The organism is Stenotrophomonas sp. YJH_SMC_80, from assembly GCF_059372495.1.
On the sequence record NZ_JCAFVP010000009.1, the window covers coordinates 137,531 to 154,775 of the forward strand.

At 66.8% G+C, this 17,245-nt stretch carries 17 protein-coding genes; 11 read left to right on the forward strand and 6 right to left on the reverse strand.

What is annotated here, in order from left to right; genetic code table 11:
* Positions 1-68 precede the first annotated feature (68 nt).
* From AC5P99_RS15335 to AC5P99_RS15345, 3 genes are all read left to right on the forward strand, one after another.
* Complete coding sequence (locus AC5P99_RS15335) at positions 69-704, forward strand: DNA-3-methyladenine glycosylase (protein WP_049450784.1); 636 nt, start codon at positions 69-71, stop codon at positions 702-704.
* Positions 704-898 carry a hypothetical protein gene (locus AC5P99_RS15340; protein ID WP_049450785.1) on the forward strand — a complete coding sequence of 65 codons (195 nt, stop codon included), beginning with the start codon at positions 704-706 and terminating at the stop codon, positions 896-898. The genes AC5P99_RS15335 and AC5P99_RS15340 overlap by 1 nt, the downstream gene beginning before the upstream one ends.
* A 120-nt stretch (positions 899-1,018) precedes the next feature.
* The gene (locus AC5P99_RS15345; RefSeq protein WP_005413551.1) at positions 1,019-2,737 is read left to right on the forward strand and encodes a sensor domain-containing diguanylate cyclase; all 1,719 of its coding nucleotides are present in this window, start codon (positions 1,019-1,021) and stop codon (positions 2,735-2,737) included.
* Here the strand turns inward: AC5P99_RS15345 and xth are convergent, their stop codons facing one another.
* The gene (gene xth / locus AC5P99_RS15350; RefSeq protein ID WP_329752914.1) at positions 2,738-3,529 is read right to left on the reverse strand and encodes an exodeoxyribonuclease III; all 792 of its coding nucleotides are present in this window, start codon (positions 3,527-3,529) and stop codon (positions 2,738-2,740) included.
* A 161-nt stretch (positions 3,530-3,690) separates the two neighbouring features.
* On the opposite strand from xth, the gene AC5P99_RS15355 reads away from it, so the two are divergent.
* Positions 3,691-5,277, forward strand: a complete 1,587-nt coding sequence (locus tag AC5P99_RS15355; protein ID WP_329752915.1) for an alpha-amylase family glycosyl hydrolase — start codon at positions 3,691-3,693, stop codon at positions 5,275-5,277.
* Here AC5P99_RS15355 and AC5P99_RS15360 read toward each other — a convergent pair.
* A complete protein-coding gene (locus AC5P99_RS15360; RefSeq protein ID WP_446832092.1) occupies positions 5,247-6,233 on the reverse strand; it encodes a TIGR03885 family FMN-dependent LLM class oxidoreductase in 987 nt (328 codons plus the stop codon). The genes AC5P99_RS15355 and AC5P99_RS15360 overlap by 31 nt on opposite strands.
* Before the next feature lie 59 nt (positions 6,234-6,292).
* Here AC5P99_RS15360 and AC5P99_RS15365 point away from each other — a divergent pair, with 59 nt between their 5' ends.
* The 3 genes from AC5P99_RS15365 to AC5P99_RS15375 all read left to right on the forward strand — a co-directional run bounded on the left by AC5P99_RS15365 (position 6,293) and on the right by AC5P99_RS15375 (position 8,242).
* On the forward strand, positions 6,293-6,676 hold the full coding sequence (locus AC5P99_RS15365) for a sensory rhodopsin transducer (protein WP_005409793.1): 384 nt from the start codon (positions 6,293-6,295) through the stop codon (positions 6,674-6,676).
* A 100-nt stretch (positions 6,677-6,776) separates the two neighbouring features.
* Positions 6,777-7,643: a glucose 1-dehydrogenase gene (locus tag AC5P99_RS15370; RefSeq protein ID WP_108269817.1), complete on the forward strand. Its 867-nt coding sequence runs from the start codon at positions 6,777-6,779 to the stop codon at positions 7,641-7,643.
* Between the two features lie 5 nt (positions 7,644-7,648).
* Positions 7,649-8,242, forward strand: a complete 594-nt coding sequence (locus tag AC5P99_RS15375) for a mechanosensitive ion channel domain-containing protein (RefSeq protein ID WP_012480370.1) — start codon at positions 7,649-7,651, stop codon at positions 8,240-8,242.
* A 117-nt stretch (positions 8,243-8,359) separates the two neighbouring features.
* Here the strand turns inward: AC5P99_RS15375 and AC5P99_RS15380 are convergent, their stop codons facing one another.
* Positions 8,360-10,303 carry a MacB family efflux pump subunit gene (locus AC5P99_RS15380; RefSeq protein ID WP_329752917.1) on the reverse strand — a complete coding sequence of 648 codons (1,944 nt, stop codon included), beginning with the start codon at positions 10,301-10,303 and terminating at the stop codon, positions 8,360-8,362.
* A gap of 2 nt (positions 10,304-10,305) precedes the next feature.
* Complete coding sequence (locus AC5P99_RS15385) at positions 10,306-11,487, reverse strand: efflux RND transporter periplasmic adaptor subunit (protein ID WP_329752918.1); 1,182 nt, start codon at positions 11,485-11,487, stop codon at positions 10,306-10,308.
* Between the two features lie 329 nt (positions 11,488-11,816).
* On the opposite strand from AC5P99_RS15385, the gene AC5P99_RS15390 reads away from it, so the two are divergent.
* The 4 genes from AC5P99_RS15390 (at position 11,817) to AC5P99_RS15405 (ending at position 15,208) form a co-directional block, all read left to right on the forward strand.
* Positions 11,817-12,281, forward strand: coding sequence for a hypothetical protein (locus AC5P99_RS15390; protein ID WP_005413560.1), 465 nt, complete (start codon positions 11,817-11,819; stop codon positions 12,279-12,281).
* Positions 12,282-12,328: 47 nt separating this feature from the next.
* Complete coding sequence (locus AC5P99_RS15395) at positions 12,329-13,045, forward strand: response regulator (protein ID WP_123958618.1); 717 nt, start codon at positions 12,329-12,331, stop codon at positions 13,043-13,045.
* A gap of 4 nt (positions 13,046-13,049) precedes the next feature.
* Positions 13,050-14,126: an ATP-binding protein gene (locus tag AC5P99_RS15400; RefSeq protein ID WP_495213302.1), complete on the forward strand. Its 1,077-nt coding sequence runs from the start codon at positions 13,050-13,052 to the stop codon at positions 14,124-14,126.
* 155 nt (positions 14,127-14,281) lie between these two features.
* On the forward strand, positions 14,282-15,208 hold the full coding sequence (locus tag AC5P99_RS15405) for an ABC transporter six-transmembrane domain-containing protein (protein ID WP_059034526.1): 927 nt from the start codon (positions 14,282-14,284) through the stop codon (positions 15,206-15,208).
* A 96-nt stretch (positions 15,209-15,304) separates the two neighbouring features.
* Here AC5P99_RS15405 and AC5P99_RS15410 read toward each other — a convergent pair whose 3' ends face one another.
* Together AC5P99_RS15410 and AC5P99_RS15415 are read right to left on the reverse strand one after the other, a co-directional pair.
* Positions 15,305-16,393 carry a DNA glycosylase AlkZ-like family protein gene (locus tag AC5P99_RS15410; RefSeq protein WP_495213303.1) on the reverse strand — a complete coding sequence of 363 codons (1,089 nt, stop codon included), beginning with the start codon at positions 16,391-16,393 and terminating at the stop codon, positions 15,305-15,307.
* Positions 16,394-16,470: 77 nt separating this feature from the next.
* Complete coding sequence (locus AC5P99_RS15415; RefSeq protein WP_495213304.1) at positions 16,471-17,055, reverse strand: TetR/AcrR family transcriptional regulator; 585 nt, start codon at positions 17,053-17,055, stop codon at positions 16,471-16,473.
* Between the last annotated feature and the right edge of the window lie 190 nt (positions 17,056-17,245).

Consider the following 17,245-nt stretch of genomic DNA (forward strand, 5'->3'; position numbering starts at 1 on the left):
GCGTCTGCGCCCGTTTCACCTGTCTGGTGCCACAGTGCCATCACCGTTTTCCCGAGCCTGCCTCTACCGTGCCGGATTGGTTGCCCGCCTCTCTTCAGATCCTCCCCCGCAGCTTCTATCGGCGCCCGCCCGTCGAGGTTGCGCCCGAGCTGCTCAACAAACTCCTGGTCCGTGACGATGGCCGGGCCGGTCGCATCGTTGAAGTCGAAGCCTACGCGGGCAGTGTCGATCCGGCCGCACACTCCTATCGCGGGCAGACCCCGCGCACGGCCAGCATGTTCGGCGAGGCCGGCCACCTGTATGTCTACTTCACTTACGGCATGCACTGGGGCAGCAACGTTGTCTGCGGCGAAGTGGGTGAAGGCGTGGCGGTGCTGCTGCGGGCCATCGAGCCGCTGGTGGGCCTGGAGCGCATGCGCGAACTGCGTCCCGCCGCGCGCCGCGACCACGATCTGGCCAGCGGGCCCGGCAAGCTCTCGCAGGCCTTCGGGCTGGACCGCAGCTTCGACGGCGCTGATCTGGTGACCGGCAACCACGGCATTGTCATCGCCAGCGACGGCGTGCCGCCGCCGGAGGATCCAGTGGTCGGGCCCCGCATCGGCATCACCCGCGCTGTTGATTTCCCCTGGCGTTGGCACATCCGTGATCACCGTCACGTATCGATCCAGCCACGTCGCGCTTCCGCCCCAGCGAGGAAACGATGATGACCCCGCTCGACAAACCACTGCGCCGCGAACTGCGCATCGACGGCCAACCCTACACTCTCACCGTGGCCCCTGAGGGCCTCAAGCTGGTTGAGAAGGGGCGGCGCAAGGGCATCACACTGCGCTGGCAGGACCTGGTCTCCGGAGACGCTGCACTGGCCACCGCCTTGCAGGCCTCGCTCCAACGGCACTGAGCCGGCGCGCCCACCTCACATCGGCATCACCCCGCCGTGGCGATACATAACGGCGCGCGCACTAGCGTAGCGCCAGACAGCCGCCGCAACCGCCCTCGCCACCCAGCCCTGAAAAGCGCCATGGACGAAGCCGAACGACTGCTCGAAATCGAACGACTGCACCTGTTGGATACGCCACCGGAGCCGGTATTCGATGCCATCGTCGCCGCGGCCCGCGCCGCGACCGGCCTGACCATGGGCCTGATCACCGTGGTGGCCGAAGACCGCCAATGGTTCAAGGCCAACATCGGTCTGGAGGGCGTCAGCGAGACCGCCCGCGAGATCTCCTTCTGCACCCATGCCATACGCCAGGACGAGCTGTTCGAGATACCCGATGCGCGCCAGGACCCACGCTTTTCCACCAATCCGCTGGTCACCGGTGGGCCGCGCATCCGCCACTACGCCGGCATTCCCCTGGGATCGACGCACGGCGCACGCATCGGCACGCTGTGCCTGCTCGACCCGATGCCCGGTGTGCTGTCACCCTCCCAGCGCGAACTGATGGTGCATCTGGCTCGGGTCACCACCCAGGTGCTGGAACAGCGCAGCACCCTCATGGCGCAGGTTGGCCAGGCCAAGGCGCTGCATCGCGAGCTGAAACGCAGTGAGGACTTCCTGGAGCGTACCAACCGTGCCGCACGGGTAGGCGGCTGGGAGATGGACCTGCTGACCAACGAGGTGCGCTGGACACGGGAAACCAAGCAGTTGCATGGCGTACGCAGCAACTTCACGCCCACGTTGGAGACCGCACTCTCGTTCTATCGCGAGGACAGCCGCAACATCATCCAGGCGGCGGTACAGCGCTGCATCGACGAGGGGACATCGTGGGAAGTACAGCTGCCGATGACCACGGCCGACGGGCGCGCGATCTGGACCCGGGTGGTCGGCAGCCGGCAACAGGTCGACGGCCATCCGCGCCTGGTCGGGGCGATCCAGGACATCACGGACGAACGAGCCGCGCTGGACGCGCTGGAAGCGAGCGAAACCCGCTACCGTCGGCTGTTCCACTACAGCCTGGGCCTGATCTGCACCCACACGCTGGACGGCACATTGACCTCGGTGAATCCGGCGGCGGTGCAGTCGCTGGGCTTCGAGGAAAGCCAGATGATCGGGCGCAGCCTGTGCGACCTGATGCCGCCGGAAAAACGCGAAGGCTTCAGGGCCTACCTCGCCCGGATCCAGGCAAACCACACCGACGCTGGCGTGATCGAGCTGATTGCCGCCGATGGTACGCGCCACTACTGGGCGTACCACAACGTGCTCGACAACGAAGCCAGCCCGCCCTACGTGCTGGGGCATGCACAGGACGTCACCGCGCTGAGGATGCAGGAGCAGCAGCTGCGCGACATGTCCTTCAAGGATCCGCTCACGCAGTGCTACAACCGGCGTTACCTGCACCGGCTGGATGAACTGATTGACGAGCGCTGGGCCTGCGTGATGTTCGATCTGGACCATTTCAAGCACATCAACGACACCCAGGGCCACCGCCGTGGCGATGCCGTGCTGGTCGAGTTCGCCACCTTCCTGCGCTCGCCGCTGGGCAAGGACGAGACCGTGGTACGGCTGGGGGGCGACGAGTTCATGGTAGTGCTGGTCGCGCCAGCGAATGGCCGCCTGAGCGAACTCGAGCACTGGTACCAGGACCACGCCGCGCTTTCGCCCAGCGCGTTCTCGATGGGCGCGGCCATCAACACGGCCGGTGAACCCGTGGCCGACACCATCCAGAAGGCGGACAGCCGCCTGTACCGAACCCGCGCGCGCGTGCGTCGGGAGCGACGCGAAGACCCTGCCGCGCGTTGATCACGCACGCACCGTCACCCAAGCCGGTGCGTGGTCGCTGGCCTTTTCCTGCAGCCGCACCCAACGGTCGACGCCCGCATCCTTCAGTCGTTCCGCCAGTACGGGATTCAACAGCAGATGATCGATGCGCAGCCCACGGTCGCGCTCGGCATGCTGGCGGAAATAGTCCCAGAAGGTATAGATCGTGGCGTCGCCGTGCACCTTCCGCAGCGCATCGGTCCAGCCCTGCGCGAGCAGCCGCTCGAAGGCATCGCGAACCTCGAGCTGGAACAGCGCATCGCGCCGCCAGGCCTTGGGATCATAGACATCGGCGTCAGTGGGAATCACGTTGAAATCACCCAGCAGCAGCGCCGGCTGCGGCAGCTCGACCAGGCTGCGTGCATGCCGGATCAGGCGTTCCATCCAGCGCAGCTTGTAGTCGAACTTGGGTCCGGGCTGCGGGTTGCCGTTGGGCAGGTAGAGGGCACCCACGATGACGCCGTGCACCGCCGCCTCCAGGTAGCGACTCTGCGTATCCTTGGGTTCGCCCGGCAATCGGCGGCGGCTCTCGACCGGCATGGCCCCCCGGGCCAGCAGCGCCACGCCGTTCCAGCGCGCCTCACCCTGCCAGAGCGCACCGTAGCCGGCCTCTTCCAATGCCGCAGCGGGAAACGCGGCGTCGGTGGCCTTCAGCTCCTGCAGGGCAACCACGTCCGGCGATTCCCTGTGCAGCCAGTCCAGCAGCTGCGGCAGGCGCGTGCCGATGCCGTTGACGTTGAACGTCGCAATACGAAGCGTTTTGCGGCGGGGCATGGATAAAGGCTCCTCGGCGCAGCGGGACGAGCATTCACTCTGCGCGCCCGGGCATGCATGGGCCGTGGATGCCACGTCATGATGCGGTGCCATTCGGTTCACGAACCGCTGCCACGGCGCACAGCAGGCTGGTCACCCGTGAGCAGTGCCGGAGAAGCCCCATGGCGGTGCGTCCGCTGCGCGCGATCTACCAGGTCGACCCGTATCTGTTCCGCGACAGCCAAGGCCGCGGCTGGGGCACCCTGGATGGCATCACCGAAAAGCTGGACTACCTGCAGTGGCTCGGCATCAGCCATGTGTGGCTGCTGCCGTTCTACTGCAACGCCGGCCGTGATGGCGGCTACGATGTCACCGATCACTACCGCATCGATCCACGCCTGGGCGACGAGACCGCCTTCCAGCGCCTGGTCGATGCGGCCGACGCGCGCGGCATCGGCATCATCGTCGAACTGGTGATGCAGCACACCGCCAGCGCGCACCCGTGGTTCGTCGCCGCACAGCAGGGCGACCCGGCCTGGCGCCGCTGGTACCTGTGGAGCGACCACATGCCTGACGACGGCCTGCAGCCGATGTTCCCGCCGATCGAGGCCTCTGTCTGGACATGGGATGCCACGGCCGGCGCGTTCAACCGGCACATGTTCTACCGGCACGAGCCAGACCTCGACCTGGCCCATGCGCCGGTACGCGTGGAACTGCTGCGGGTAATGACGTTCTGGCTGCAGCGCGGCGTGGCCGGCTTCCGCGTGGACGCCGTTCCGTACATAGTCGAGCGCGCCCGCCACGCCGACCCGCGCGACGATGGGTTGTGGCTGCTGGAGGCGATGCGCGCCACGGCAGACGCGCAGCAACCAGGGCTGCCACTGATCGGCGAAGCGGATGTCCGCGCGTCCCACTACGGTGACTTCCTGTGCCACGGGCGGCGGCTTTCGCACCTGCTGGATTTCCACCTCAACAATCATTTCTTCCTCGCACTGGCACGTGGCGATGCCAGCGAAGTGGCGCGGGTCATGGCCGAGTACGGCCCGCACGCGCCGCCGGACACACGCATTGCCTGGCTGCGCAACAATGATGAACTGGACCTTGAGCAGTTGGAGCCGGATGAGCGCGAAGCGGTGATGGAACGCTTCGCCCCTGAGCGTGGCATGCGCATCTATGGCCGTGGCATCCGCCGCCGGCTGGCACCGATGCTGGAGGGCGACATCGCATGGCAGGCCATGGCCTGGGCGGCGCTGCTGTCGCTGGGCCAAGTGCCGGTGATCCGCTATGGCGAAGAGATCGGCCTCGGTGATTGCCTGGAACTGCCCGAACGCAATGCCGTGCGCATGCCGATGCACTGGCATAACGGCCCAGGGGCTGGGTTCACCGACGAACCGCGGCATGCCTGGCGCGCGCCACCGGCAGACGGCCCCTACGGTTACCGCACGGTGAACGTCGAGGCGCAACGCGCGACGCCAGGTTCACTGCTGCTGCGGGTGCGCGAGCTGCTGCAGCAGCGCAATGCACATCCCGTGCTGCAGCAGGGTCCTCACACGCTCGACCCGCCCTCACCTGCGCTGCTGATGCTCCGCTACGGTGAGGCACCCCATCAGGCACTGGCACTGATCAACTTCGGCGACGAGCCGGTCGAGGTGGACGTGCCCCTGCGCGGCCCGCTGAACACGCTGGTGGGCCACGGCGCCAAACTGCAGGGTCGCCGCTGTTACCTGCAGGGTCACGGCTATACGTGGCTGGCTGCCGAAGGTGCCTGAGTGCGCAGCGCGGGCAGCACGTGTTCGGCGAAGTCGTCGATGAAGCGTTCCTGCTCGCGGTTCACGTTGTGCAGGTAGATGCGATCGAACCCCAGTCCCTGCAGCTCCTGCAGCCAGGCCCGATGCTGGCCCAGGTCTGGCGAGACATGCACGTGCTGGCGCACCACCTCGGCGCTGACCGATCGGGCCTGTGCTTCGAACTGTTCGGGCTGGTCCAGGCCTTCGGCCAGTTCCGGCGACAGCACGTTGGCACTCCACTGCTCCATCGCACCTTCCAGCGCCGCCTGTTCGGCGCGCGCGTAGGAGAGCTTGGCCTGCAGGTACATCGGCTTGCCCCTGCCACCGCCTTCCTCGAACGCCGCAACCACACGCCGCAACTGCGCCAGCGGTTGGCTGATGGTGATCAGGCCATCGGCCCAGCCCCCCATCCAGCGTGCGGTTTCCTCGGTGACGGCCGCCCCCAGCAGCGGCAGGGGAAGCGCCGGTCGGCTGTACAGGCGTGCCTTGCGCACCTGGAAGCCACCGTCGTGGTCGACCTGCTCGCCACCCCACAGCCGCCGCATCACCTCGGCCGCATCGCGCAGTGCCTTCTGCCGCTCCCACTTGGCTGGCCACGGCTGGCCGGTGATGCGCTCGTTCAGGGCCTCGCCGGTACCCAGCGCCAGCCAGATCCGTCCCGGCGCCAGCTGCTCCAGCGTCGCCGCTGCCTGTGCCACCAATGCCGGGTGCTGGCGCAGCATCGGGCAGGTCACCATGCCCAGGGTCAATGCGCTATGCACCGCCAGCGCGCCGGCCCACACCCAGCTGTGGCCGGACTGCCCTTGCGCAGTCGTCCATGGGTGGAAATGGTCCGAGCACATCACGGCCTCGAATCCCGCCTGTTCGGCGCGCAGCGCCAGGCCCAGCAAGGTGGCGGGCGGGAACTGCTCATGCGATGCGTGGTAGCCGATGGTCATCACGGATTCCGTGCGGGGACTGGACACGATGGCAACACCCCTCCAGCTAAAACGGCGTCATGGAAACGAACGCTTCCTGCATCGGGCATCGACGCTGGGCTATCGCCGAGGGCTACATTCCAGCCTGGAGCAACGGCCCGTCACCGGAGATGCAGAGTCACGAAACCTGCTGCGTACTCAATGCCGGCGACGAGCCCGCGCATGTCACGCTCACCCTCTACTTCGAAGACCGTGATCCGGTGGGCCCCTACCGGGTCACCGTGCCGGCGCGACGCACCTGTCACCTGCGCTTCAACGACCTGCAGGATCCGGCGCCGGTGCCGCGCGGCACCGGCTTTGCCACCCTCGTTGAATCCGACCAGCCGATCATCGTGCAGCACACGCGGCTGGATTCACGGCAACCGGCCAACAGCATCATGACCACGATCGCCCATCCGTTGTGAAGTCCTCCGCGCAGGCGTCCACGCTGCAACGACACCGCGCCCTCCGGCCGTTTACCCGTATAGGGGGAGACTGGCGCCGGTTTCCTTACGGAGAGTGACGATGGCCCTGCCCGACTACCCACGCCCGCCCTTCCCCGCCCAACAGCAATCCTTCCCCGGCAAGACCGCGCAGATGCAGCCGCGGCCGGACCACGGCGAGAACAGCTATCGCGGCCATGGCTTGCTGCAGGGCAAGAAGGCACTGATCACCGGCGGTGACAGCGGCATCGGCGCAGCCGTGGCCATCGCCTTTGCGCGCGAAGGCGCCGACGTTGCCATCGCGTTCCTCGATGGTGAGCAGGACGATGCCCGCCATGTGCAGCAGCAGATCGAACAGGCCGGGCGCAAGGCCGTGCTGGTGCCTTGTGACATCAGCGACCCGGCACAGGCGCGCTCGCTCGTGGACCGCGTGGCCAGCGAACTGGACGGCCTCGACATCCTGGTCAACAACGCGGCCTACCAGCGCTACTACGAGCACTTCGATGACATCACCCTGGATGACTGGAAGCGGACGTTCGATACCAATGTCCATGCCGTGTTCAATCTGACCCGGTTGTGCGTCCCGCACCTGCGCGGTGGCGGCGCGATCATCAACACCGCATCGGTCAATTCCAAGCGGCCGACCCCGAACATCCTTCCGTACTCCGCGACCAAGGGCGCGGTGGCCAACCTGACGCTGGGGCTGGCGGGCCTGCTGGCCGAGCATCAGATCCGCGTCAATGCGGTGCTGCCCGGCCCGATCTGGACGCCGTTCATTCCGGCAGGCATGGCCGCCGAGGAGGTCGAGCAGTTCGGCTCGCAGACGCCGTTCGGCCGCCCCGGGCAGCCAGCCGAACTGGCATCGGCCTATGTGATGCTGGCTTCGGACAGTGCCAGTTATACCTCTGGTGCACTGCTGACCATTTCTGGCGGCGCGGCGACGCTGTAGCCTCCATGACCGGATTGCCTGCCTGGATCGAGGACTGGCTGACCGTGGTTGTGCCGGTGGCGGAGGTGCTGGCCATTCTCGGCGTCGCATGGGTGATGGTGCGTGCGCTGGCGTGGCTGCTGGTGCAGGCCCGGCAGCGCGGCAGGCTGGCTCCAGAGCTTCATGTGGGCCTGCGCCGCGGCGGTGCCTTGCTGCTGTATCTGGCGGCCGCGCTGCTGATACTGGAGCGGTTGGGCGTTTCGCGCTCGGTGCTGTGGACCGCGCTGACCGGGTTCATGGCGGTCGGTGCGGTGGCGTTCTTCGCCGCATGGAGCGTGTTGTCCAACCTGTTCTGTTCGTTCCTGATCGTCGCCACGCGCCCGTTCCGCATCAATGACACCATCGAAGTGCTGGAAAGCGTGGACAAGCCGGGCCTGTGTGGTCAGGTGGTGGACATCAACCTGATCTACACCACGCTGAGTGATCGTGGCGAAGGCGCGCGCGGTTGCCTGCTGCGCGTGCCCAACTCGTTGTTCTTCCAGCGCATCACCCGACACTGGGGCGACAGCGGCTATTCGCAGCTGCCAGGAAGCGTGGCGATCAAAGGCAAGGCGCGCTGAGTCGCTGTAGCGCCGAACCCATGCTCGGCTCGCTGCGCGCGGCGCAGGGCGCAGCGCGGTCTGAACGGAGAGTAGCCGAGCGTGGGCTCGGCTTTACACGTGCCATAGCAGGCGAGCCTACTCCGCCGCCAATGCCTGGATCGGGTCCAGCTGTGCGGCATTGCGGGCCGGGAAGTAGCCGAAACCCAGCCCGATTGCAGACGAACATGCCAGCGCGGCGAGCACCGGCCCAGGCGTGAACAGGAACGGCACGCCCAGTGACAGCAGACTGGACAAGGCCCCTACGCCCAACGCGGACAACACGCCCAGCACCCCACCGAACAGGCAGATCAATACGGCCTCGATCAGGAACTGGCGCAGGATGTCGCCCTGCCGAGCCCCCACCGCCAACCGCACACCGATCTCGCGCACGCGCTCCTTCACCGACACCAGCATGATGTTCATCACGCCCACGCCGCCGACCACCAGCGCCACCGCCGCAATCGCCGAAACCAGTGCCGCCATCGTCTGGCTGGACTTCATCACCGCCTTGCGGATCTGGTCCGAGTTGTAGATGAAGAAATCGCGGCGCCCATGCAGCCGCTGCAGTTCCGCACCCAGCGAGGACTCAGCTGCACGGGTTGGTACGTCATCGCGCACGCGTACGGTGATGCTCTCCAGCCGCTGGCTGCCAAGCAGGCGCGAGGCCGCCGAGGTGTAAGGCACGTAGACCGTGGGCGTCGCGCCGCCTGCGAATGCACTGGCACCCACCACCCCGATCACGTCCACCGGCATGCCGCCCAGCAGCAGCGTGCCGCCGATCGGATTGCCGTTGAACAATGCCTTGGCCGCCTTCTGGTCGACCACGCCCACTGCGCGATGCGCCTCCACCTCGGCATCGGTGAAGAACCGGCCCGCCTTCAGGCGCAGCCCGCGCACTCGGGGTAGATCAGCGCCCACGCCAAGGACCTGTGTATTGGCGCGCCGGTTGCCCTGCAGAGCGGCCACCGAGCTGCTCAGGTTGGGGCTTACGCTGTCTACGTAACTCAATGCGGCCAGGTGATCGGCATCGTCCACGACCAGCGTTTCAATCTCGGCCGAGCGCGGGTCGCCGAAATCCGCACCCGGGAAGATCTCCAGCGTACTGGCACCCAGTTCGTTGATCTGTGACTCGACCTGCGCCTGTGCGCCCTTGCCCAACGCAACCACGGTCACCACCGCAGCCACGCCGATGATGATGCCCAGCATGGTCAGCAAGGTGCGCAGGCGATGGGCCAGCATCGAACGTACCGCCATCCGTGCCGCTTCCCTGGTCGCATCCAGGCGCGCGCGGCGCTCGGCGCCCGGTTCCGTGCTGCGCTCGGGCGCGACGGCCTTGCGTGCGACCGCAGGATCACCCGTACCACGGTCGGATACGACCCGGCCGTCTGCGATCTCGATCACGCGTGAAGCGTGCGCGGCAATCGCCGCATCATGGGTCACCAGGATCACGGTATGGCCTTGCGCATGCAGGCGCTTGAGTTCGACCATCACCTGCCTGCCGCTGGCATGATCCAGCGCGCCGGTCGGCTCGTCGGCCAGCACGATGGCGCCGCCGTTCATCAGCGAACGCGCAATGGAAACGCGCTGCTGCTGGCCGCCGGACAGCTGGCTGGGCCGGTTCGCGGTCCGCTCGCCCAGGCCAAGCGTTTCCAGCAGCAGGCGGGCACGCGTGGTGCGCGCATCGGCCTCCACCCCGGCATAGACGGCGGGCAGGGCCACGTTCTCGGTAGCGCTCAGGTTCTCCATCAGGTTGTAGCGCTGGAAGATGAAACCGAAATGCTCGCGACGCAGGTGCGCCAGTTCATCGGGCGACATCTGCTCGGTTGCTGCGCCCTGCACCCGGTAGCTGCCTTCGGTTGGCCGATCCAGGCAGCCCAGAATGTTCATCAGCGTGGATTTGCCCGAACCGGACGGGCCGATGATGGCGATGAACTCGCCCGCCGCGATGCGCAGCGACACGTCCTTCAACACCACCACCTCGCCCGCGGCCGAGCGGTAGGCGCGCGATACGCCATGCAGTTCCAGCAGCGCGTCGGCCATGCTCACATCCCCAGCAGGCTGGTGGGCTCGGCTTCCGCGCCACTGGGCGCCTGCCCGACCACCACGTTCTCGCCTGCCTTGAGGCCGGACAGGATCTGCACCGCAGTAGCGGTGCGCAGGCCGGTCGTCACCGCGCGCTCGCGGGCACGGCCCTTGGCGTCGATCACCTGTACGGTCGCGCGGTTGCCCGCCTTGTCATCGCTCTCGGACACTGCTGTCAACGGCACCTGCAGCGCGTTGGCGGCGCGCGCCAGCTGGATCGTCACCTTCACCGTCATCGACGGCTTCAGTTTCAGGCCCGGATTGGGTACGTCAAACAGCCCGGCGTAGTACACCGCCTTCGGCGTCTGCGCCGATCCACCGATGTTGCCGGTGGCCACATCGGCAATCGACGATGGCGCAGGTTCAAGCTGCTGCAGATGCGATTCGTAGCGGCGTCCGCCCGGCCCCAGCGTAGAGAACCACAGGGGTTGGCCAGGCGCGATCAGCTCCACGTCGGCCTCCGCGATCTCGGTGCGAACCGTCATCGTGTCCATCTGTGCCAGCATTACGATGGTCGGCGTAGTCTGCATCGAGTTCAGCGTCTGCCCGGCCTTGGTGACGATGGCCACGATGTAGCCGTCGGAAGGTGAGACGATGCGGGTGTAGCCCAGGTTGATCCGCGCCGTCTCCACCTGGGTCAGCGCCTGCTCGATCTGGGCCTGCAGCGCGGCGACGTCAGAGCGCGCCGCTTCGCGCGCCACCCGCGCGGACTCGAAACCTTCCTGCGAAACCAGCCGCGACGCCACCAGCTGCGACTGACGCTCATACGCGCGGATGGCCTGGGCATAGCGCGCCTGGCTGGCCGCATGTTGGGCACGCAGCGTGTTGGCAGCCGCTTCGGCGCTGCGCAGGGCGATGCGCTGGGGCTGCGAATCCACTTCGGCAATCAGGTCGCCAGCGTGCACACGCTGGCCCAGCACCACATGCAGGCGCTTGACCTGGCCCGATACCTGCGCACCCACCGCCACCAGTTCCTTGGGGTTGACCCGGCCAACGGCCTGCACGGTCTTTTCCAGGTCCGCCACCCTTGCCGGGGCCGTGATCAGCGCGGCATCATCACTTTCGGCGAACAGCCACACGCCGGTGCCGCCTGCCAGAAGCGCAACGATTGCGGCAATGATCCAGGTCCTGCGGTTGTTCATCGGAAGGCTCGCATGCACGCAGCCACCGGATGTGACCGCAGAATCCGCAGTCTGGTAGTTGGTGGTGGATGTTTCTTGGAGCCACTGTGGAGATTGCATGGAGGCCGCACATCCGTTCAGGCACGGGGCCCGCTCCTGAACGGCACGGATCGCGTCCACGAAATCTCGACACAATCTCGACCAAGTCTCCATCAACGGCCCCTAGCCTTGTCGGCCTCGCCGACTGCGTCCCCGCCGTGTCCTTCCCGTTTCCTGACCTGCCTCCCATCGATGTCCGCCGCGCCTACCTCGCCTGGTGCGCGCCTTCGCCGTGGCTGCTTGCACTGGTAATGGCGTCGACCAGCGCCTGGATGCTTGCCAGCGCAAACCCGGCGCCGCCCCTGCTCGCGGGCGCCGGTGCCGCCGCGCTGGTGTGCTTCCGCAGCGAAGGCCCCGCCCATTCGGCGCGCACGGGCACCCTGGCGTCGCTGGTGCTGATCGGCTTCGCGGCCTGGTCCGCCTCCAGCGCTGGCCTGAGTCTCATGCCTGCAGGGATAGCGGCGGTCCTGGTGGCTGCGTTGCTTGCCCGGCGCCTGTGGGCCCTGGTCCGCATGGCCCGCCGCTTGCAGGACCGGGTGGACGCAACGGGCATGCAATCACGGTGGAGCAAGCTGCCTGCGGCCGTATCGGCCCTGCTCGCACAGCACCTGCGCGGGACCGCAACGCTGGCGCCCGCCCTGCAGCACACGCTGGTGCTGGCCACCCTCGCCTGGGCCGCCCACGAAGAAGCACAGACCCTGGAACGGCCACGATGACACCGCCGCCGGCACTCCCCATCTCGCACTTGAAACTGCAGCGTTCAATGAAGACCGATGCACGCACGCACCAGGCGCCCCTGGTGCTGATTGCCGAGGATGAAGGCGAAATTGCTGACATTCTCGGCGCCTACCTGGCCCGCTCCGGGTTGCGCAGCGCCCGCGCCGCCGATGGCGAAGCCGCCCTCGCCAGCCACCGCCAGCTACGCCCCGACCTGGTGCTGCTGGACGTGCAGATGCCGAAGTTGGATGGCTGGCAGGTCCTGAGTGAGCTGCGCCGGCGCGGCAACACCCCGGTGATCATGCTCACCGCACTGGACCAGGACGTGGACAAGCTCACCGGCCTGCGCGTCGGCGCCGACGACTATGTGGCCAAGCCCTTCAATCCGGCCGAGATCGTCGCCCGCATCCAGGCGGTGCTGCGCCGTAGCGCAAAGCCCATGGCAGAAGAACCCAACGGGCTGATCCGGCAGGGCCCGTTCGAGATCGACCTGCGCAGCCATGAGGTCACCGTGCGCACTGATGACCATGTGCACGCTTTGAATTTCACACTCACCGAGTTCCGTCTGCTGGTGCACATGGCGCGCGCACCGCGCATGGTGCACAGCCGGCTGGATCTTCTCCAGACCTGCCTGCCGGAAGGCGATGCGCAGGAGCGCACCGTGGACAGCCACGTTAGCAAGCTGCGCCGCAAGCTGGAGGACGTCGGCATCATCGGCATTCCCGCTACCGTCCGCGGTGTCGGCTACCGCTTCCTGGACTGAACCGATGAACCGCAAAGGCAAGAGCATCGGGCGCCAGATCACGCTGTCCATCACGGTCGCGTCGCTGTGTTCAACCGTACTGTCGATCAGTGGTTTCTACCTGTTCTATTACCTGATGGAGGTGTTCTATCCCCGCTGGTATGACGAGCCGGAAACCATCATGCCGTCAGGGCTGGAGTGGCTGTGGATCGGCCTGACCGCCACTGTGGTGGTGGCACTGGCCACGTTGATCGCCTCGCGCCTGACCCGGCGCATCATCACCCCGCTGAACTCAGTGGCCGAAAGCCTGCGTCGCGTCGCCAGCGGTGATCTGGAGGCGCGTGCGCGCGGCGGCGACACCTCGATGACCGAGGCCGCCACACTGGTCAGCGACTTCAACTCCATGGCCGAGCGGCTCAGCCGGATGTCCGAGAACCGGGTGTTCTGGAATGCAGCGATCGCACACGAACTGCGCACGCCGATGACCATCCTGCGCGGCCGCCTGCAGGGCATCGCCGAAGGCGTGTTCGAGCCGGGCCCCGAGCAGTTCAACAGCATGCTCACCCAGCTGGAGGGCCTGACCCGCATCATCGAAGACCTGCGCGTGGTGAGCCTTGCCGAAAGCGGTCACCTGGATCTGCGCCTGCAGCGCAGCGATGTCCGCGTGCAGGTGGCGGCAGTGGTGGACGCGATGTCCGAGGCGCTGACCGAGAGTGGCTTCTCGGTGACATTGGAGGCACGGCCTTCACTGGCCGACTGCGATCCGGCACGCATCCGCCAGGCGGTGCTGGCGCTACTGGAGAATGCGCGGCGCCATGCGATCCCCTGCCCACTGCGGGTCCGTGTCACGCTGGCCGAAGGCCATTGCACCGTGACCGTTGAGGATGGTGGTCCCGGTGTGCCGGACGACCTTCGCGACAGCATTTTCGAAGCCTTCCAGCGCACCGATGTCTCGCGCTCGCGGCAGAGTGGTGGTTCCGGGCTTGGCCTGGCGGTGGTGCGCGCGATTGCCGTGGCCCATCACGGAACGGCGCGATGCAGGGCGACCGAACGCGGTGGTAGCGCGTTCGAGATCCGCTGGCCGGTGCACGCGCGTCGTTGAGGGCCATCGCTGCCCTGGAAAGCCCGAAATGCCGGAACTGCCTGGGTGGCGTCGACTGTCAGTCGACTTGCGCGCGCAAGCGCGGGTTCTTCCAGCAGTTCGCAAAGAGCAGTCGACCAACAGTCGACTCTACCCCCGACCCCCCCAGGGATCCCATGAAACACCCCCACGATCCAGCGGCCGCCGCCGGCAGCATCGGCCAGCAGAATGCGGCCGCCACCCTGAAGGCGATCCTGCGCACCTATCCCTGGCAGCTCACCGGCACGTTCTCGCTGGTCGCACTGGAGAACGCACTGCTGCTGGCCTATCCGCTGTTCGCCGGCTTCGCGGTAGACGCGATCATCAGCGGCAACATCGGCCATGCCATCTCCTACGCCGGCGTGGTGCTGCTGTTCTGGTTGGTCGGTGCCGCCCGCCGCGCGGTCGATACCCGGACGTTCACCCGCATCTATGCCGATCTGGCAGTGAGCGTAGTGCAGGCGCAGCGCCGGTTGGGCCAGGCGACCTCCACTTCGGCGGCACGCGTGGTGCTGGCCCGCGAGTTCGTCGACTTCTTTGAAAAGCACGTGCCGATCATCGCCACCGCACTGGTATCCATGTTTGGCGCTGCGGTCATGCTGCTCGCAATTGAACCGCTGGTCGGTGGAGCCGCTCTCCTCGCGCTGTTCGGTGCTCTCCTGCTGCTGCCGTCGTTCGCGCGTCGCAACGAGCAGTTGCATGGGCGCCTCAACAACCGCCTGGAACAGGAAATCCGACTGGTGGACCGGGTCAGTCCCTCGGTTTTGCGCCGTCACTACACCACGCTGTCACGCCTGCGCATCCTGCTCTCCGATCGCGAAGCCGGCGCCGTGCTGGCCGTCGGCGCGACGGCAGCAGCCCTGTTCGCACTGACCATCGGCCGCCTTGCCACCACCGATGGCGTTACCCCCGGTCACGTCTATGCGGTGATGACCTATCTGTGGACCTTCGCCGGCAGCCTGGACGATGCACCGTCGATGGTGGATCAGCTCGCGCGGCTGAAGGACATCGGCCGGCGAGTCAGCCCCGGCATGGACGATGCAGACCACAAGGACGCCGCTTGACCGGTAGATGCCCACCTTGGTGGGCACCGATGAAAGCCCGCGCCAACCAAGGTTGGCGACTACCGGGCGCGATGGGTACCCATGCGCCGCTTGGTGCTACAGGAACCCCGCCATGCGCTGCAGCTCGTCGTCCAGCGCACCACGAAATACCTTGTCGCGGGCCAGCGACTTGCCGGCATAACCCACGTTCGATACCAACTCACCGTCGTGCACGCTGAGATTGGCCCAGCCCACCACCTGGTCATGCCACAGCACCGGCAGTGCGTAGTACCCATATTGGCGCTTCGGTGCAGGCGTGTAGGCCTCGAACTTGTACACCCATCCCCACAACAGCTCGAAGCGGCGGCGGTCCCACACTACCGGATCGAACGGGGCGAGCAGGCGCACCTGTTCGTCCGGTGCATGGCGGCGCGAACGCGGATTCTCGTCCGGCGGCCAGTACCAGGTGGTGCCGTCCAGCATGCAGCTGGCCAGGTGCTGCTTGGCCAGCGCCAATGCCTTGCGGGTCTGCTCGGCCAGATGTGGGGCGCCATAGCCCAGCAGGCGCACCAGATAGGTCAGGCTGGCCGAAGGCAGCGGTGCGTACTTGCGCACCACCAGATCGATCAGGGCAGCGGCACGTTCGATCTGCGCCTGTTCGCTGGAATCGGGCTCGGCATGATCGGCCACCGCGTAGATGCGCGTACCGCTGTCGCGCCGCTGCACGCGCAGCAGGCCACGGTAGTGCATGCCATCCAGCAGATGCGTACTGGCGTTGCTGGTGCCGCCCCAGTAGTTGGTCACCCGCCCATGCGCGAACGCCTGGTCGACCTCGCGTGGGTGCACGCTGCCGCGCTCGCGCACGAAGGCCAGTACATCTGCTGCGCGGCGATGGGTTTCGGCATCCCACTCGCGTTTGGAGACACGCGGGTGCATCAGTGCCAGATGCTCGCGCGGCAGGAAGCCGTAATTCACCAGGCAATCCTCTTCCACCGGCAGACGCGTGTAGCGGCGCTCCAGGTCACCGGCGCGGTAGTCCTTCACCCGGTGGCGCAAGGTCAGGTCCTGCGCGCGCGCCGGTGCGCGGATCGGGTCGGCCTGCACGAAGCCCAGCCGCCGGATCGCGGTCAGCAGCGTGGTCGGCTTGAACAGGGTGCGCGCCACCGCGTAGCGGCGAAGGTCATCAAGGGTGGGCGTGGCAGGCATGGCCGCATTGTAGATCCACGCCATCCGTAGATGGGGCCGTGGCGAACCGTGCAACGGCACCCACGCATGGCGTGGATCTACCGAAGCCGCGATACTTCCAGCGAACCGATCACCAACGCCCGCATGCCCTGCTTGAACTCGGTGATCACCTGCCCCTCCTCGTCGTCCGCAATCGCATAGATCGTGTCGGCGCCGGCGATGCAGTAGAACGCGATCGTCGCCAGCAACCAGCGCGCCTTGTCCGCCGGCAGGCCGAAGACCTCGGCCACATGCGCCTGGTGCGAGGCAATTTTCTGCAGCATCGGCGTCGTGGCCACCGAACGCCGCAACAGGTAGGGCGGCAGCCCGGGATGCGCCTTCACCACCTCGCACAGTGACTCCACGAACCCCATCAGGTAGGCCTCCAGCCCACCCGGTGCGTCAATCGACGCGCGCGGAATCTGCCAGCGCTGGAACACCGCCTCCGCCACCAGGCGTTTCAACGCCTCCAGGTTGGCCACGCGCTTGTACAGCGCTGCCTGGGTCACCGCCAGTTCGGCGGCCACGTTGGCCATGGTCAGGTTGGGCAAGCCCAGGCGGATGCCGATGTCGGCCAGGCGCTCCGGGGTGATGGTGGGCGGGCGGCCACGGGTCGGCGCCGTTGGATCGGGGTGGGTGTTCATACCCTGCTGAGGGTGCCAGCAAAGGGACCCTCTTGTCCGCTTGGATTGATTTAGTTTACTTTACTCAACTAATTAGGAATGCGTCCAGCACGCTGCCCGTAATCGAGCCCATGGCTCACCTCCCGCCAGGTCCCCACCCAGCCAACAACCCTGCGCTGCGCCCTACCCCCGTGCTTGCCGTCGGCAGCGC

Excerpts from the sequence above, each read along its gene's own strand:
- AC5P99_RS15375 (WP_012480370.1), top strand. The coding sequence starts at position 7,649 with ATGACCGGATTGCCTGCCTGGATCGAGGACTGGCTGACCGTGGTTGTG.
- AC5P99_RS15370 (WP_108269817.1), top strand. The coding sequence starts at position 6,777 with ATGGCCCTGCCCGACTACCCACGCCCGCCCTTCCCCGCCCAACAGCAA.
- AC5P99_RS15400 (WP_495213302.1), top strand. The coding sequence starts at position 13,050 with ATGAACCGCAAAGGCAAGAGCATCGGGCGCCAGATCACGCTGTCCATC.
- AC5P99_RS15415 (WP_495213304.1), bottom strand. The coding sequence starts at position 17,055 with ATGAACACCCACCCCGATCCAACGGCGCCGACCCGTGGCCGCCCGCCC.
- AC5P99_RS15365 (WP_005409793.1), top strand. The coding sequence starts at position 6,293 with ATGGAAACGAACGCTTCCTGCATCGGGCATCGACGCTGGGCTATCGCC.
- AC5P99_RS15340 (WP_049450785.1), top strand. The coding sequence starts at position 704 with ATGACCCCGCTCGACAAACCACTGCGCCGCGAACTGCGCATCGACGGC.
- AC5P99_RS15360 (WP_446832092.1), bottom strand. The coding sequence starts at position 6,233 with ATGACCATCGGCTACCACGCATCGCATGAGCAGTTCCCGCCCGCCACC.
- AC5P99_RS15385 (WP_329752918.1), bottom strand. The coding sequence starts at position 11,487 with ATGAACAACCGCAGGACCTGGATCATTGCCGCAATCGTTGCGCTTCTG.
- xth (WP_329752914.1), bottom strand. The coding sequence starts at position 3,529 with ATGCCCCGCCGCAAAACGCTTCGTATTGCGACGTTCAACGTCAACGGC.
- AC5P99_RS15395 (WP_123958618.1), top strand. The coding sequence starts at position 12,329 with ATGAAGACCGATGCACGCACGCACCAGGCGCCCCTGGTGCTGATTGCC.
- AC5P99_RS15390 (WP_005413560.1), top strand. The coding sequence starts at position 11,817 with ATGGCGTCGACCAGCGCCTGGATGCTTGCCAGCGCAAACCCGGCGCCG.
- AC5P99_RS15410 (WP_495213303.1), bottom strand. The coding sequence starts at position 16,393 with ATGCCTGCCACGCCCACCCTTGATGACCTTCGCCGCTACGCGGTGGCG.
- AC5P99_RS15405 (WP_059034526.1), top strand. The coding sequence starts at position 14,282 with ATGAAACACCCCCACGATCCAGCGGCCGCCGCCGGCAGCATCGGCCAG.
- AC5P99_RS15345 (WP_005413551.1), top strand. The coding sequence starts at position 1,019 with ATGGACGAAGCCGAACGACTGCTCGAAATCGAACGACTGCACCTGTTG.
- AC5P99_RS15355 (WP_329752915.1), top strand. The coding sequence starts at position 3,691 with ATGGCGGTGCGTCCGCTGCGCGCGATCTACCAGGTCGACCCGTATCTG.
- AC5P99_RS15380 (WP_329752917.1), bottom strand. The coding sequence starts at position 10,303 with ATGGCCGACGCGCTGCTGGAACTGCATGGCGTATCGCGCGCCTACCGC.